The organism is Thermosulfuriphilus ammonigenes (genome assembly GCF_011207455.1).
Classification (GTDB): Bacteria; Desulfobacterota; Thermodesulfobacteria; order Thermodesulfobacteriales; family ST65; genus Thermosulfuriphilus; species Thermosulfuriphilus ammonigenes.
Map to the genome: position 1 here is coordinate 136,949 of NZ_CP048877.1, position 16,099 is coordinate 153,047.

17 protein-coding genes are annotated in these 16,099 nt (G+C 50.0%); 4 read left to right on the top strand and 13 right to left on the bottom strand.

Features of this window, described 5'->3' with window-relative positions:
• Positions 1-2: 2 nt before the first annotated feature.
• Both G4V39_RS00655 and G4V39_RS00660 read left to right on the top strand, forming a co-directional pair.
• The gene (locus tag G4V39_RS00655; RefSeq protein WP_166031091.1) at positions 3-419 is read left to right on the top strand and encodes a DUF1178 family protein; all 417 of its coding nucleotides are present in this window, start codon (positions 3-5) and stop codon (positions 417-419) included.
• Complete coding sequence (locus tag G4V39_RS00660; RefSeq protein ID WP_166031092.1) at positions 419-880, top strand: FKBP-type peptidyl-prolyl cis-trans isomerase; 462 nt, start codon at positions 419-421, stop codon at positions 878-880. The genes G4V39_RS00655 and G4V39_RS00660 overlap by 1 nt, the downstream gene beginning before the upstream one ends.
• Here G4V39_RS00660 and topA read toward each other — a convergent pair.
• From topA to G4V39_RS00725, 13 genes are all read right to left on the bottom strand, one after another.
• A complete protein-coding gene (gene topA, locus G4V39_RS00665) occupies positions 835-3,105 on the bottom strand; it encodes a type I DNA topoisomerase (protein WP_166031093.1) in 2,271 nt (756 codons plus the stop codon). The genes G4V39_RS00660 and topA overlap by 46 nt on opposite strands.
• A 29-nt stretch (positions 3,106-3,134) precedes the next feature.
• Positions 3,135-3,935 (bottom strand): DNA-processing protein DprA, encoded by an 801-nt coding sequence (gene dprA / locus G4V39_RS00670; RefSeq protein ID WP_166031094.1) that lies wholly within the window; start codon positions 3,933-3,935, stop codon positions 3,135-3,137.
• Positions 3,913-4,215: a hypothetical protein gene (locus tag G4V39_RS00675; protein ID WP_166031095.1), complete on the bottom strand. Its 303-nt coding sequence runs from the start codon at positions 4,213-4,215 to the stop codon at positions 3,913-3,915. Before G4V39_RS00675 ends, dprA begins: the two co-directional genes overlap by 23 nt.
• Before the next feature lies 1 nt (position 4,216).
• The gene (locus G4V39_RS00680; protein ID WP_166031096.1) at positions 4,217-4,945 is read right to left on the bottom strand and encodes a hypothetical protein; all 729 of its coding nucleotides are present in this window, start codon (positions 4,943-4,945) and stop codon (positions 4,217-4,219) included.
• Positions 4,938-6,479: an HD domain-containing phosphohydrolase gene (locus G4V39_RS00685; RefSeq protein WP_166031097.1), complete on the bottom strand. Its 1,542-nt coding sequence runs from the start codon at positions 6,477-6,479 to the stop codon at positions 4,938-4,940. Before G4V39_RS00685 ends, G4V39_RS00680 begins: the two co-directional genes overlap by 8 nt.
• A complete protein-coding gene (locus G4V39_RS00690; protein ID WP_166031098.1) occupies positions 6,476-7,111 on the bottom strand; it encodes a response regulator in 636 nt (211 codons plus the stop codon). Before G4V39_RS00690 ends, G4V39_RS00685 begins: the two co-directional genes overlap by 4 nt.
• A 180-nt stretch (positions 7,112-7,291) precedes the next feature.
• Positions 7,292-7,717 carry a flagellar protein FlaG gene (locus tag G4V39_RS00695; protein WP_166031099.1) on the bottom strand — a complete coding sequence of 142 codons (426 nt, stop codon included), beginning with the start codon at positions 7,715-7,717 and terminating at the stop codon, positions 7,292-7,294.
• 36 nt (positions 7,718-7,753) lie between these two features.
• Positions 7,754-10,399, bottom strand: a complete 2,646-nt coding sequence (locus G4V39_RS00700) for a CBS domain-containing protein (RefSeq protein ID WP_166031100.1) — start codon at positions 10,397-10,399, stop codon at positions 7,754-7,756.
• Entirely contained in the window at positions 10,392-11,282 is an 891-nt protein-coding gene (gene xerD / locus G4V39_RS00705; RefSeq protein WP_166031101.1) for a site-specific tyrosine recombinase XerD, read from the bottom strand. The genes G4V39_RS00700 and xerD overlap by 8 nt, the downstream gene beginning before the upstream one ends.
• Entirely contained in the window at positions 11,279-11,779 is a 501-nt protein-coding gene (locus tag G4V39_RS00710) for a hypothetical protein (RefSeq protein ID WP_166031102.1), read from the bottom strand. Before G4V39_RS00710 ends, xerD begins: the two co-directional genes overlap by 4 nt.
• Positions 11,766-12,419 (bottom strand): metallophosphoesterase family protein, encoded by a 654-nt coding sequence (locus tag G4V39_RS00715; protein ID WP_166031103.1) that lies wholly within the window; start codon positions 12,417-12,419, stop codon positions 11,766-11,768. Before G4V39_RS00715 ends, G4V39_RS00710 begins: the two co-directional genes overlap by 14 nt.
• A gap of 8 nt (positions 12,420-12,427) precedes the next feature.
• Positions 12,428-13,357: a radical SAM protein gene (locus G4V39_RS00720; protein WP_166031104.1), complete on the bottom strand. Its 930-nt coding sequence runs from the start codon at positions 13,355-13,357 to the stop codon at positions 12,428-12,430.
• A 5-nt stretch (positions 13,358-13,362) separates the two neighbouring features.
• Positions 13,363-14,202 (bottom strand): damage-control phosphatase ARMT1 family protein, encoded by an 840-nt coding sequence (locus tag G4V39_RS00725; protein ID WP_166031105.1) that lies wholly within the window; start codon positions 14,200-14,202, stop codon positions 13,363-13,365.
• A gap of 161 nt (positions 14,203-14,363) precedes the next feature.
• Here G4V39_RS00725 and G4V39_RS00730 point away from each other — a divergent pair, with 161 nt between their 5' ends.
• On the top strand, positions 14,364-15,200 hold the full coding sequence (locus G4V39_RS00730; protein ID WP_166031106.1) for an ATP-binding protein: 837 nt from the start codon (positions 14,364-14,366) through the stop codon (positions 15,198-15,200).
• Positions 15,197-16,069: an ATP-binding protein gene (locus G4V39_RS00735; protein ID WP_166031107.1), complete on the top strand. Its 873-nt coding sequence runs from the start codon at positions 15,197-15,199 to the stop codon at positions 16,067-16,069. The genes G4V39_RS00730 and G4V39_RS00735 overlap by 4 nt, the downstream gene beginning before the upstream one ends.
• Positions 16,070-16,099: the final 30 nt, after the last annotated feature.

The following is a 16,099-nucleotide window of genomic DNA, read 5'->3' on the forward strand; positions in this document are numbered from 1 at the left end:
AAATGATTGTCTTTGATCTTTCCTGTGAAAACAATCATGTCTTTGAGGGCTGGTTTGCTGATCGGGCCTCCTATGAAGAACAAGTGGCCAAAGGGCTTATTAACTGTCCCTTCTGTGGAAGTCAAAAGATCCGCAAGATCCTTTCCCCGGTGGCCATAAAAAAATCCCGTGACAGTCAGCATCAGGCCTCTACACCAGAGGCCAAAATGCTAAACGTTCTCTATCAGATATCCCGTTATGTAGAGAAAAACTTTGAAGATGTTGGAGCACGTTTTGCCGAAGAGGCCCTTAAAATACACTATGGTATCGAGGAGCCTCGAGCCATTCGAGGGGTGGCTACCGAAGAGGAAGAAAAGATTCTTAAAGAAGAAGGAGTTGAGTTTCTTAAGGTCCCTGTGATCCGAAAATCCGAACACTGATGGAGACAAAGATCATTGCCAAAGGGGCCAAGGTGACTATTTCCTACCGCGTTCTGGCCGCAGGTAAAGTAGTTGATGTCTCTAAGTCTCCAGTTTCTTTTATCTGCGGAGAAGGGCAGTTTATGCCTTACGTAGAAGAGGCCCTTATTGGAGCCAAAGTCGGGGAGACACGGCATATTGTTGTTCCCCCTCAGTATCACTACGGGCCTTATGATCCACTCAAATTGGTAGCTATTTCCCGGGAACGTCTCCCCCAGGGGGCCAACCCGGGAGAGGTGGTTCGGCTAGTAGATGAGTTTTGGGTCTTGAGGCCAGCGCTCATCCGGGAGATAAACGAAGGCTATGCCTTTGTGGACTTTAATCACCCCCTGGCCGGAAAGGAGCTCCAGTTTGAGGTAGAGATCTTGGGGATCTCTTACGATGAGGCTTCTGCTCCTTCGGATTCAGAATCGCCCTCGTAGGGCTCCCGATGGCCGCAGTCTTTGTTTAAACATTTAAGATAGACTCCATCTCGCTTTGAACGCTTTATGACCATAAGGGGGGCTCCACAGGAAGGACAGCCCCGGGCCACTGGCTCATCCCAGATAGCGTAGCGGCACTGTGGATATCGGCTACAAGAATAAAATACTTTCCCCTTTCTGGTTCGTCTTTTAACCAACTCACCATTACAACCCGCCTCAGGGCAGGGGACACCGGTAGAAAGAGGACGGACATTTTTGCACGTCGGATAACCGGAGCAGGCTAAAAACTCCCCAAAGCGACTTCGCTTGACCACCATGGGACGACCACACTTTTCACAAACGCCGGCCTGTTTTTGTTCTGGCTCTATGATTTTGATATGACCGCGGTCATCTCGGGTGAAATCTCGGCTGGTTTTACATTCTGGGTACCGACTACAAACAAGAAACTCTCCAGCCCGTCCCAGACGAATAACCATGGGAGAACCACAGGCTGGACACTTCACATCAGTGGCTACTCCCTCTTTTTTAATGGAGGTCATTTCTTTCTGGGCCACTTCAAGTTCTTTAGTAAAGGCCTCATGGAACTCCTTGAGCACCTCTACCCGAGTAATCTTTCCCTCTTCGATACGATCCAGGGCCTCCTCCATCCGGGCAGTAAACTCTACGTCAATGATGTCCGGAAAATGGGAGGTGAGAAGCTCATTTACTAGAAGCCCTAACTCCGTAGGACGCAGTTGATTTTGCTCCTGACGCACATAGTCTCGTTCCTTAATTGTAGAGATTATAGTGGCATAGGTACTTGGTCGGCCGATACCTTTCTCCTCTAGGGCCTTGATGAGACTGGCTTCCGTATAGCGGGGAGGAGGCTGAGTGAAATGTTGTTTGGGAATAAGTTCCAGAAGGGACAATACCTCTTCCGGGCTCACTGGCGGCAATTTTTCCTCGTCTTCCCCTTCTTTATTTTCTACATAAAGGGTCATAAATCCCGGAAAGACGATCACGGTTCCGGTAGCCCTAAGGCCGTAGGGCCCGGCCTGGATTTCTATAGTAGTTTGTTCTAATTTGGCCTGAGCCATTTGAGAGGCCACAAATCGCTTCCAAATAAGGCTATAAAGGGCCAGTTCGTCCTTAGAAAGATAGGGAGCAACCTGTTCTGGAGTGCGATAAACAGAGGTTGGCCTTATGGCTTCATGGGCCTCTTGGGCTCCGGAGCGGCTTTTATAGGTGTGGGCTCTGGAGGGAAGATAATCTGGGCCAAAGGATTCCTTGATAAAATCTCTAACCTCACTTATCGCCTCCGGAGCGGTGCGGGTAGAATCCGTGCGCATATAAGTAATGAGTCCCACCGGTCCTTCGGGCCCCAGATCTATCCCTTCATAAAGACGTTGGGCTATAAGCATGGTCTTTCTGGCTGGAAAACGCAGCTTTCTGTAAGCCTCCTGTTGAAGGGTGCTGGTGATGAACGGGGGGGCCGGACGACGACGCCTCTCCTTGCGCTTGACCTCAGAGACAATGAAGGTAGCCTTTTCAAGATCATCTACTACAGTGCGAGCTTCCTTCTCTCTCTTAAGCTCTAGCTTTTTGCCGTTTCGTTGGATAACCTTGGCTAAAAACTCCTGCCCCTCGGCGCCCTGGAGCTTGGCCGTAACTGTCCAATACTCCTCAGGGACGAAGGCCCGGATCTCTTTTTCGCGCTCACAGATAATCTTTAAGGCTACTGATTGAACTCGCCCGGCAGAAAGGCCTCGTTTGACCTTTTCCCAGAGAAGAGGGGAAATCTGATAACCAACCAGGCGATCCAGGATTCTCCGGGCTTGTTGTGATTCATAGCGATAGCGATTAAGATCGGTAGGGTTTTTAAAGGCCTCTTTTATCCCTCTTTCGGTGAGTTCATAAAGAAGAACCCGATGAAACCGGCGCTTTTTATTTCGGAGTTCTTCAGCAATATGCCAAGCAATAGCCTCTCCCTCGCGATCTGGATCTGGGCCTAAATAAATGTCTTCGACTCCCCGGGCGGCCCGACGAAGTTCATCAATGATCTTTTTCTTACCGCGAATTATCTCGTACTGAGGGCTAAAACCATTGTCTATATCCACCCCCAGTTTACTTTTGGGCAGATCCTTAATGTGACCAACCGAGGCCCTGACATCATAATCTTTGCCAAGGATTTTTTTGAGAGTTTTAACCTTTGTGGGAGACTCAACAATGACCAGTCCCTTTTTCATAGCCTTTCCCGTCTCTCTTTCTACTCGGGTCAGCGAGGCCTTCGCTGATAGTGTCCTCCCGGAAGGGCCTCTACTAAGCCCGCAAGCTCAAGTTCTAAGAGGATGCCAGCGATTCTAGAAATATCAAGTCCAATCTTTTGGGCAATTTCTTCTAGATGAAGGGGATAAAAATCCAGGACCTGCCATATTTGTTGGGCATCTGGAGGTAGATCTGGATCATCCAACAAGGGGGAGTCGTGCTCTTTATCTTCTCTGAGCCCCAAGGAAAGAAGAACATCTTCCGGAGATTCAACCAAGGCCGCCCCTTCTTTGATAAGTCGGTGGCACCCACGACTTTTATAGGAGTAGACACTTCCGGGAACAGCCATTACCTCCCGTCCCTGCTCACCAGCCAGCCGGGCTGTTATCAGGGAACCACTTTTGGGGCTGGCTTCAACCACTACCACCGCCTGACAGAGGCCGCTAATGATCCGATTGCGTATTGGAAAGTTTTCCCGACGAGGACCAGTGCCCAGCGGGAATTCACTAATCAGGGCCCCAGTATGGGAAATCTCTTCCAGGAGACCTTGATTGCTCCGGGGATAGACCACATCCAGCCCCGTTCCCAGAACGGCCCAGGTGACTCCTCCGGCCTCAAGGGCCCCTTGGTGAGCCGCCGTGTCTATCCCTTGGGCCGCCCCACTGACGATGATAGTGCCAGTCCGGGCCAAATCTCTGGCCAGCTCCCTAGCTAGCCGCAGACCGTAGTTGCTGGGATGCCGTGAGCCAACGATGGCTATAGCCTGCCCAGAAGGGACAAGATTTCCTTTAAGGTAAAGAATGGGCGGCATCAGGAATTTGGCGGAGAAGCTCGGGGTAATGGGGCTCCCCAAGATGGACGATCTTTAGCCCCATATCTTCAAGCCTCTTGAGTTCTTCTTCGGCCCGAGACCAGGTGATTTTTTGGCTAATGGCCTCAACCAACCTTTCTGGAAGTCCAGCGACCCGGAGCTCTTCCGAAGAGCTCTCCCAGATCTTTGCCGGAGGGCCTATTTTTTCTAAAAGTCGTTTAAAGCCTACAGGACCAAGGCCAGGTATCAACCAGAGGGCGAGCCAGAAGAAGAAATCCATATCAGTGGAAACGGAAGATGGCTTCGTTTCCTTTAAACTCCAGATTCCCAATCTCTTGGAAGATTTCCCTGGCCAGGACCGGGTAAAGGGGCCAGGGATCACCCCTTCTAACCACCTCTCTTACCGAGGTCTGCTGAGGTATGGGGGTGCCTTTATAGGCAATTACCAGGGAGGGATCGGGGCGAGTCTCAAAGGTGATCACTTTTTCCTCGTCGAATCCGTAGTCGATAATCCAACAAAGGACAAGATCTACAGCCCCCCTTAAAAGGGGGTAAATGGTCTTAACCGTTACCCCAGAGGGGAAAAGGCTTAGCTCTTTTTTTACCTCATGTTTGAAGAAGAGATTGGCCTCCCAGAAGATAATTTCCTCCCTAATAAAGTCGTTAAGTTCAATGAAAGTTCGATCTGGGTTGGTCTTTAAGGAGAAGGCCGAAAGGAGCTGGTTTATTCTCTCTACTTGTTCAACGACGTTCTGAAGCCTTTCATCTTCTCCCTCTAGCATCTGATAAAGTTTTTCCCGCGTGTCTGGATCCATCCCTTTAAGCAAGACTCCCTCAAGGAGTTTTTTCTTTTTCTGTCTTAAGAAACTTAAGAATTCTAGCTGCATGCTGAGGATCTGAAGGGGGCCGGAGAGATTGTGAATAAATCCTTGAACAAGACGTCCCATGAGGGCCGGTCGAATATGTTCTACCAAGAGTCCGCTCCAGACCTCCTCTGGCTCCTTAGCCATGGTCGCTCTCCTTAGAAATAATCTTCACCAAGGCCTCTACCGCCCGGCCATCAAACTGAGTCCATTTATTGCGTTCAAGCTCGGCCAAGGCCTCTTCATAGCTCATGGCCTTACGGTAGGGGCGGGTGGACGTTAGGGCGTCAAAGGCGTCAGCTACGGCCAAGATTCGGGAGAGAAGAGGGATTTCTTCTCCTTGAAGACCATCAGGATATCCCTTACCATCCCAGCGTTCATGATGGTGCCGGATAATGGCCTTTTCCTGAGGCAGAAGGCCCAGATGGCTGACTATTTCCTCCCCAATGACGGGATGTTTTTTGATGATTTCATACTCTTCTGGAGTAAGACGTCCTGGTTTCATAAGAATGTGGTCTCTTATACCAATTTTGCCTATATCGTGCAGCTGGGCAGCAAAGCGAAGAGAGTCGATTTCCTCTTCAGGAAGATTCATCTGCTTAGCAATTTTGACAGCCCATTCTGTAACCCGCTGGGAGTGCTCCTTTGTGTAAGGATCCTTGGCCTCAAGAGTGGTTACCAGAGCTCGAAGAGTAGAGTGAAGATTAAGGAGAATACTCTCATAAAGGATTAAATTCTCTACGTTGAGAGAGGCTCGTTCCACCAGAAGATGAAGGGTAAATAGGTCCTCTTCACTAAAGCTAGGACGATCCGGCTTGCGAGCGGCGGCCAGAATTCCCAGTGTCTCTTCTCGAATGGCAAAAGGAACGGCAATCAGAGAACCGCTAAAGCCCTGAAGTTGTCTGCGTGAGTCCTGGACATACATGGCTGGAAGGCCCTCCTTGAAGACCTTCACCAGCCCAGAGTCGCTGGACAGAGAGAGACATCGGTAGGGAGAGAGGATTTTCCTCTCCCCCACTTCAGCCATCGTAATTAGTTTGGCTTCATCGGTATTGGCTATCCAAAAGAAAGCGGCGTCAGCCTCGGTTAGACGGTGGGCCAGATGGGTGACCTTTTGGTAGAGTTCGAGGGTGCTCTTAACCCGACTTAAGGCTTCACTAATAGAAAAAAGGATACTTTGTTCCCGGATTTTTTTCTTAAGACGATCATTGAGCTCTCTTAAGACTGCTTGCTCGGCGGTAAGATTAAGGTTTTCGACGATGAGCTTGCGTTCACGGGAAAGCCTTTCTACGGCCAGCTGAAGATCAGTTAATTTAAAAGGTTTGGGAAGAAAATCCGAAGCTCCAGAACGAATGGCCTCCACCAAACAATCAAAGGATGGATATCCTGTCATCAGGATAATTATCAGGTGGCGGTTTATCTTCTTTAGACGTCGCAATAGCTCTAGGCCATCCATACCTGGCATGTAGATGTCCAGAATGACTCCGTCTATCTCTTGGGTCTGGACAATCTCTAAGGCCTTGAAAGCATTGGCTGCCTCAAGGGTCTCGATGTTATCAAAACGAGAAAGGTATTCCCTGATAAGTTCCCTTATATGGGGCTCATCATCCACCACCAGGATACGCAGGTGCTCCTTTGGGGTTTCTTCGGCGCTTTTAGGGTAGGTGTCCGTAGCAATCAACTTAGTTGCTCCAAGAGGTGTTTTTTGAGGGTCTGGAATTCTATTTCGTCAAGAAAGCCTTCCTGCTTTAGTCTGATGAGACGTTCCAGCTCCTCAAGAAACTTGGACCTCTTGGCCTCAAAGACTTCAAGGGGGGGACTGCCATAAACCATAGGATAAGATTCCGCCGGAGAGAGTTCCTCCTTGGAGGGCTCCTGAAGACACTCTTTAAGTTTTTGGAGTAAGAGGCGATTTTCTCGCTCCAAAGTAACCTTTTCACAAGCGTTTTTAACGCTTATCTTGATTTCGTCTAACCGGAAGGGCTTTTTAATATAGTCATATGCCCCTTGTTTAAGGGCCTCAATGGCTGTCTCCAGGGAGGCAAAGCCTGTGACTACAATAACCACTAAGTCGGGATATAACTTGCGCCCCTCCTTCATTACCGTTACCCCATCAGCTCCAGGCATCTTGAGATCGGTAATGAGGATGTCATAAGGACGCTGACGAAGGGTCTCTATAGCTTGGTCACCATCAGTAACCAGATCTATTTCTCGATCTTCTTCTTCGAGGACCTCCACCAACAGCTCCCCGATGGAACGTTCATCTTCAGCGATCAGAATACGAATTTTCTGGTCGGTGGTTTCTTTTTCCATGGAGTTTTCGTCTAGTGTCAACTTTCTCTTTTAAAACACTCTTTTGGCCAGACCCTAATTAAGCAAACCACCAATAACACCAAACTCGAATTTCCACAAGATACCACCAAATACGAACAAAAAGGATAAAAATGGAAGGAGGCTTAAAAAATGGTGGGTCCCTTTATATTTTTGGCCAAATCAGGCCTTTTTTTCGAAGAGGAGGCCAGTTAACTCGTGCAACTTTTCCTGAATTTTTAGGAGCTCCTCTGGAGGGATTTGCCGTATAACCTTACCACTCTTGGGATCTACCACCTTGACAATAATCTGATCAGTATCCTCATGAACGCTAAACTCTATTTTGAAATCCAGGTGCTGGAGATACTCCTCGATACTTTCGGCCAATTTTTCTAGCTGGTTTTTGTCTAACCCGGTAAGGGTAGGTTCTGTTTCCTGATTCCTTGCCCTCTCTTCTCCTTTAATGAGCGGCCCTGGTCCCCGTTTTTCTATCCGGTTGCCTTCGGTTTTAGGAACAGGACGGACCGGTGGCTCCTTTACGGATATTTCCCGGACCTCTTGGACTTGAACAACGGGGACAATCTTGGCACCCACACTACTAATATCCATGGCCAGGCCTCCTTCCTTGGACAACCTCTAATCATTTTATCGGTTGGCCTTTTCCTTTTCCTTAAAAATTTTATGAACGAGCTGGAGTTCTTCTTCTTTATTTTGTACTAGACCATCAAGTCGAGCATCCCGGACGGTTTCCAAAATCTTTTTGTATATGGGGCCCTCTGGAATACCCAGTTTTTTGAGATCTTGACCGGTTATCGCCGGGCGCACCTTTCGGAGTTCTCGCAGAAAAAGGGTGATGGCCTGCTTGCTGGCCTGATCTCTGGCCTTAGCCAGACCGTAAAGGAGCATTTCGGAAGAAAGCCCCTCTAAAGACCGATAGATGGCACTCTTAGAGATAGAGTGAGTTTTTTTGAAGTGTTCCAAGGCTCTAAAAAGACGGCCTCTTTCTTCAAGCAGGGTTCTTATCTTCTTCTCCGGTATCTCTAGCCGGGCAAGGGCTGTTGCAAAACGTTTCTGATCAAGTCGGTCAAAGAGACTTAATAGATAAACCATCCAGATTTTTAGATTCTCCTCTCCAAACTGAAGACGGTACCAAGAAAGACTGGCCTCGGTTTCTTTGATCAGGCCTTCTCCTTCCTCCGTTAGCTTTAGGTCAGGATGAATGAAACGTAGAAGATCAAGTTCGGCCATCTGCCTGATGGCAGGGAGGGGATCTCGCTCGCTGAGAATATGGCGCAGTTCATTGAGAAGACGGCGTCCCGAAAGGCGATCCACCAAATTGAGTTTTAGGGCCCCTTTGAGAAGATCCAGGGTATGGCGGCCAATGCGAAATCCATAGCGGGCGGAGAAACGAACAGCCCTAAAGATACGGGTTGGATCCTCTACAAAAGACAAACTGTGAAGGACACGAATGACTCCATCTTTTAGGTCTCTCAAACCGCCAAAGAAGTCCACCAGCTGGCCGAACTCTCCTGGATTGAGTTTGATGGCCAAGGTATTGATGGTAAAGTCACGCCGAAAAAGATCCAGCTTAAGAGAAGAGAGTTCTACCGTGGGCAGGGCCGCAGGATAGGCATAATATTCCCACCGGGCTGTGGCCACATCAATCTTAAAACCAGAGGGAAGAGTTATTACTGCCGTCTTGAACTTCTCGTGGACAGAGACTCGGCCAGAGAAGGTCTCCGCCAATCTTCGGGCAAAAATAGGGCCATCGCCTTCTATGACCAGATCAACGTCGAGATTTTTTTGGCCAAGGAGAAGATCGCGAACAAAACCTCCGACCACATAAGCGCGGTATCCCAGGGAATCAGCTATTTTGCCAGCCTCGCGAAGAAACTCTACCAACCACTGGGGCAGAGACCTCTCTAAAGTCCGTGAGAGATCTCGCTCTCGGCTTCGCTGGGGAAGAAGTTTTTCGGGCCGTCTTTCCTTTTCCTGAGCCAGGTGATTAAGAAGATCCGTTCTGGTAACCACCCCCACAAGTCTTTCTTTCTCAAGCACAGGGACCAGCCTTTGCCTCTGACCAACAATGACCTCCATGATTCGGGAAAGGGGGGTCTCCGGAGAAAAAACTTCGAATTCAGTGGTCATGAAATCGGCCACCCGGCTCTCCCCCAGGTTATGGTAAAGGGCCTTTTCTACTACCTCCCGGTTGATGAGACCTATGACCTTGCCCTTTTCGACAATGGGCAAAACGGCCACACCGGTTTCTGTAAAGCGGCGATGGGCCTCTTCTATGGTTCGCTCTTTTTCTATGGTGATAGCCGGGTGACTGAGAAGGTCCTTGGCGGTCACCGGTGGCTTTATGGTTTCAGTAAGACGATTGACAATGGCCTCCTCGGCCTCCAGGATAGTCATCCCTTTGATACTGGCCGCTGCTGCTTGAGGATGACCACCGCCGCCAAGTGGTCTCAGAATCTCGGCCACGTTTACCTGTTCTAGCCGACTGCGACCAACCACGTAAATACGGCCATTCATCTGGGCAAGGGCAAAGACCACCGGAATATCCTCAATATCCATGAGTTTCTGGGCAACCACAGCGAACTCATCAATGTAGCGTGAACTTTTGGCCCGAGCTATAACCACCTCTACCCCCTCAATATGAAAGCGAACGGCCGTTTCCAGAAGTTGGTTTAAGAGATCTACCTGTTCGGCGGAAAGATCATGTCTGATTATCTGGCCCACGGTGTTAAGATCCGCCCCCAGTTCAACTAACCAGGCGGCAGCCTTAAGGTCTGCCGGGGTAGTAGAAGGGTAGGTAAAGGACCCCGTATCTTCATAGATGCCCAGAGCAATAATAGTGGCCTCGTCTGGATTGGGACGAATACCCCGCTCCTTCAGGAGCTCTACCAATACAGTGGTTGCCGAGCCATAGGGCCTAATGACTTGATAATCAGCCTTAATTCCCGACCCTTTATCCGGAAGGTGATGATCATAGAGATGAACCTCAACGTCGTCCCGGTTTAGGAGCCCTGTGAAAGGCCCCAGGCGCTCAGGATCACTCACATCCACGATAACCAATCGCCCCACGTGATCGATGTCTATTTCTCGGGCCGGCCTGACCTCAGCCAAGTAGGAAGCCGCTTCAAGAACAAAGTGTCGGAGGCCCTTTTCAGTGGCCCCGGGAAAGGCCAGAATGGCCCCTGGATAGAGAAGCTTGGCAGCCACCATGGCCGAAAGGGCATCAAAGTCAGCATTGACGTGGCTGGTAATAAGGGTGATCTTCTTAACCACGAGGATGCGTCCGTTTAAAAATCCGAATCAGATGGGCCTTGTCCAGATGGGTATAAATCTGGGTGGTAGAAAGGCTGGCATGGCCGAGCATCATCTGCACGGCCCTAAGATCGGCCCCTCCGGCCAGGAGATGACTGGCAAAAGAATGACGCAGGACATGGGGAGTTAGTTTTTGGGCAATGCCCACTTTACGGGCATGGGCCTTGATTATCTGCCAGAGTCTCTGGCGGGTGAGAGGCTTTCCACCTTTGCCAAGAAAGATGTATTCAGATGATCGCCCCTTAAGGAAGTATCCCCTACCATCCCGGAGATAACGAAGAAGCCAGTTCCTGGCCACCTCTCCCAGGGGGACAACTCGTTCCCGCTCTCCTTTGCCAAATAGTCGAATATACCCCACCTCAAAGTTTACTGAGGCCAGCCTGAGACCGGCAGCCTCACTTATCCTAATACCGGTAGCATAAAGGAGCTCTAAGAGGGCTTTGTCTCGAAGACCAAAGGGATCCCTGGGATCAGGACTCTCCAGTAGAGACCTGATCTCCTCATAAGAGAGAGTTTTAGGTAAACGGCGGGGCAGGCGAGGCCCCTCCAATAGTTCACTGGGATCTTGGGCAAGGATCCCTTCGCTATTAAGCCAACCAAAGAAGGTTCGAAGACTGGAGATTTTTCGGGCCAGAGTTCGCCCTGAGGCCCCGTTGCTCTTTAACCAGGCCAGAAAGGTCAGTAGGTCAGAGGTGGTGGTCTGCTCAAGATTCCGACCTCGGTCCTCTAAGAAACCCAGAAGCTGATTGATGTCTGAAAAATAGGCCTGAACGGAATTTTTTGAAAGGCCTTTTTCCAAGATCAGGTATTGGCGAAAGGCCTCCAGAGTCATCTCGTCCTTCATAGGCTACGGACTTCCTCCAGTGTATTTTCGGCCTCGGCCCGGAGAAACTCATCTTTGGCTGTAAGGGCCAAAATCTTTACTTTACTCACAAATCCCTGCCTTTCTAGAAGACCTTTCTGGGGATAAAGGGCCTTTAAAGCCTCCAGGGCCTTTCTGACTATCTCGGGTTTTTTATGGTCTAGTAGGAGAATCAAGGTTCCCCAATCTTCAGGAAGCCCATATTCCTGGAGATACTTTTCTACCGTGCGATGGAACTTGTTGCTGCCGTAGGTTTTATGAATGGCCTGATAGAGCTTTTGATGTTCTGGACTGGCCTTTTTCCCCGAAAAGAGCTTTTCAAGTTCCTCCATGTACTTATGCTTTAGCCACGGAGACTTAAGGGCCCTTTCTACCTGGGAGAGGGGCTCCCGTTGACGAGAGGTGTGCCGGCTACGATCCCGCCGGCGATCTATTTCCCGCCAGGAAGGTCTTTCTCGATCGTCATCATAGGCTGCCATATCTACCTCCCTCCTTGGTACAAAAGCTATAGTAAAAATCCATCTCTGGGAGGACGACAGCGGTAAGACGCCCCCCATAGACGCACCCGGTATCCAGCCCCACTTTGTTGGCCATGATTAAAGGTTCGCTAAATGGAGTGTGACCAAAAATGATCCGTTTGCCAAAGTCAAAATCCGACCAAATAAATTCTCCTCTGATCCAGAGGAGATCTTCCAACTCCTGTTCCCAAAGGTCTTTTCCCGGGCGCAGACCAGCGTGGACAAATATATAATCTTCCGTTTCGTAAAAAGGCCTCAAGGTTTCAAAAAAATGAAGATGCTCTGGGGGCGGAGCTTGATCACCGTAATCGGCAATGGTGGTTTGGCCTCCGTTAAAGAGATAGATTTCAATATCCTTTCCCCTTAAGTATCGCAGAAACATCCACTCATGATTGCCCATTAAGGTGATTATTCTTTGAGGATTCTCTTCCCTTAGCCGAAGAATCTCCTCTACTACCGCCCGGGGGCGAGGACCTCGATCTATATAATCTCCTAAAAAGATGACCAGGTCTTCCTCCCAGTTTATAGGGAGCCTTTGCAGAAGATCTTTAAAGGGCTTTAGGCAGCCGTGGATATCACCTATCGCGAATATTCGTCCCACTTCTTCCTCTAAAGCCAGTAGGCCAATCTGGCCCTGACCCGACTGTCAAGACGCCGCAAGCCGGCCTCCTCTGCCGCCCGGATAGCTTCGAGATATTCTTGGCTGGTTATCCGGCGGTCAAGAGGGGGGTAACGATAGGCCTCCCCACAAGGACGATACTGATCCATGATATTAACATAAGTATTCGGCGAAATTTCCTGGGCGATCCACTGGAATATCTTTTTACTTCCGGCCAGGCCCCCAGGAAGAACAAGGTGTCGGATGATAAGTCCCTTTACAGCAATCCCCCGGTGGTCAAGAATTAAATCTCCTACCTGTCGATGCATTTCCTTGATGGCCTTCCGAGCTACCTGGGGATATCCGGGAGCCAAGGAATACTTAAGGGCTATTTTTTCATCCCAATATTTGAAATCCGGCATGTAGATGTCAAAGATTCCCTCAAGAAGCTTTAAGGTCTCTAAGGAATCATAGCCTCCGGTATTATAGACTAAAGGGACGGACAACCCCCTTTGAGCGGCTATAAGTAGGGCCTCAAGGATCATAGGCACTACATGGCTGGGGGTGACAAAATTTATATTGTGGCAACCGCGGGCCTCAAGGGTTAGCATCATTTCAGCTAGCTCTTCGGCCTCTACCGGCTCTCCCTCTCCCAGGTGGCTTATCTCCCAGTTCTGGCAAAAGACACAGCCCAGATTACACCAAGAAAAAAAGATGGTCCCCGATCCTCCCTGACCCACTAAAGGCTCCTCCTCCCCAAAGTGGGGCCCAAATGAGGCCACTATGGCCCGATCAGCTGTGCGACAGAACCCCACCTCCCCCGAGAGACGATCTACCTCACAGGCCCGGGGGCAGAGCCTACAGGGAGAAAGGAGTCTCCTGGCCATCTCGGCTCGTTTTTTAAGCTCTCCAGATTCAATAAGTTGGCGGTATGCGGCCATTGGCTTTAAAACTCCCGGAGATAGCAGACGTGACTGGCCAGCGGCACACCTAAAGCCTTGGCCACTGGATGACACTTGGCCTCCAGGATAAAAAGAATCGGTACGGCAAGAGAAAGGGTATCCATGGTTTCAAAATGTCCCATTCCTTTAGCAACGATAAAATCGACTTCTTTAAGAGTGTTTTTAAACTCTTGGGTGGCCCGATCAAGGTCAAGCCCAACAAAGGCCCCCGAGGGGATCACTTCTACAGGCAGAGGACCAATATCTCCGAGATCGGCCAGACAGAGATCATTCTGAACTGGTGCCGCCTTAACAGCCAGGATAACCCTTTTCCCTCCGGCCTGCAGGTGCTTCATAAGAGGTAAGTCGAAGAAGATCTCCCCGGCGTTATCGGCCAGGTAAAGGATTGAACCGGCCTTCTCCAGTACCCTTTCAGCCAGGTGGCGATCATCTAGAGCAAAGGAGAGGCCAGCCCTCAAACGCCTTTTCACTTCTCCAAGGTTTCGGAAAAAATCTATGGCATTTCCCAGGGCCGCCAGAGCCAGAAGGTCTGAAGTTCCTCCGCTATATTGACCGGCCACTTCAAGGGCCAGCCTTTTCCCCCAGCGGATCTCTTCTCTTTTGACCTCCCGGAAAGGATCATGGTCTTTGGTGACCTCTTTGATAATCTCCAGGAGTTGTTCGGCCATCCGTGGAGGAGGATCTTCTAGGCGGAAGTGGGTTTCAAGGTAACTCAGGGCCCGCTTCTCAGCCTCCCTTTTTCTTTCCGCAGAAGTCCGGGCTACGGCTATAGCCTTTTTAATTAACCCAGCCAGACAGTCCCGACAGATGATCTGGGACCGCACCGTGTTATCCTTTTTCTCTTCTTGACAAGAATGTCCCCAGGACCTAGTCTCGGCTAAAAATAATCTTGGGAAGAAGCAATCGCGGGTCCAGGAATCCTTAACTTAATTACTATTGATGCACAACTGGCCTCAAAGGTCAAGGAGGGTAAAGGGAGGGGGAGATGATTGTTGCGGTGGCCAGCGGCAAGGGGGGAACGGGCAAGACCACTCTTTCTGTGGCCCTGGCCCAGGTCTGTTCGGAACCGGTAGTCTTCCTTGATGCCGATGTTGAAGAACCCAACGGACACCTTTTCCTCAAGCCGGAAATTAAAGCCGTCCAGAGGATCTACCTCCCTATTCCCGAGGTTGACGAATCTCGTTGCAACTATTGTGGGGAGTGTCGAGAGATCTGCCGTTTTTCGGCTATTACTGTCATCGGCCGGACAATTCTTTCCTTTCCTGAGATGTGTCATGGCTGTTTAGGTTGCATTCTGGTCTGTCCAGAGATGGCCATTAAAGAGGGGCAACGGGAGTTGGGGCTGGTAGAGAAAGGAAAGGCCGGAAGGATAGGCTTTGTCCAGGGGCGGTTGCGGGTTGGTGAGGCCATGGCCTCGCCTCTTATCCGGGCTGTAAAGACCGCCCTTGAACCAGAAAGTTTTAACATTATTGATTGTCCTCCCGGGACAGCCTGTGCGGCCATTGCGGCCATAAGGGGCGCAGATTACTGCCTTTTGGTTACAGAAGATACTGTCTTTGGTCTTCATGATCTCCAGATAGCTCTAGAGATGGTAAAACTTATGGACATCCCGGCCGGGATAATCATTAATCGGTCTGGAATAGGAGAGGGGAGGGTAAAGGAGTTTGTTCTTAAACATCAACTACCTCTTCTCCTGGAGATCCCCCATGACCGCCGCATCGCCACAGCCTGCGCTCAAGGCGAGTCTTTAATCAGCATCAGACCTGATTTGGCTCCCGCCCTTAAAGAGGTCTTAAGAGTCATCCGGAGAGAAAAGAGATGAAGGAGATTGTCGTTGTTAGTGGCAAAGGAGGGACGGGAAAGACCACTCTTGTGGCTTCTTTAGCGGCTTTGGTCAAAGAAAAAGTTCTGGCTGACTGTGATGTCGATGCCTCAAATCTCCCTCTTATTCTGAGGGCCAAGATCCGCCACAGAGAGGGATTTATCTCCGGTGAGGAACCCTGCAAAGAAGAAGAACTCTGTACCGGTTGTGGCCGCTGCTTTGAACTATGTCGTTTTGGAGCCATAGATCCTGAAGATTTTTCTATTGATTCTCTATTGTGTGAAGGATGTGGGGTCTGCGCCTGGTTCTGCCCGGAACAGGCTATCGAGATGATTCCCACCAAGGTTGGGGAGCTTTTTATTAGCGAAAGTCCCTATGGCCCCCTGGTTCATGCCCGACTTTTCCCGGGACGCGAAAACTCTGGCAAGCTGGTCGCTAGGGTCAAGAAGGAGGCTCGGCGCCTGGCAGAGGAGGCCGGCAGTGCCTTTGTCCTGGTTGATGGTTCTCCTGGTATAGGCTGTCCGGTAATTGCTTCTGTCTCCGGAGCTTCGGCTCTTTTAGTGGTCACCGAACCGGGGGTTGCTGCCATCCACGATCTTGTTCGTCTCCTCCATCTGGCCAGACACTTTGATCTACCGGCCTGGGTAGTCATAAATAAATGTGATCTTTCCCCAGAAGGAACTGAGCATATCAGGGAGACTGTTTCCCTTCAGGAAGGAAGACTTTTGGGAGAAATTCCCTTTGATGAAGACGTCTTCCGGGCCATCGCCGCCGGTCGTCCCCTGATAGACTTCTCAAATGGAGCGGCCTCAAAGGCCGTAAGGGCCATTTGGGAACGATTGATTGAAGCTATCGACCAGAGCTGGTAATTTCTTGGTCTGATATAAAGCTTTTATCAA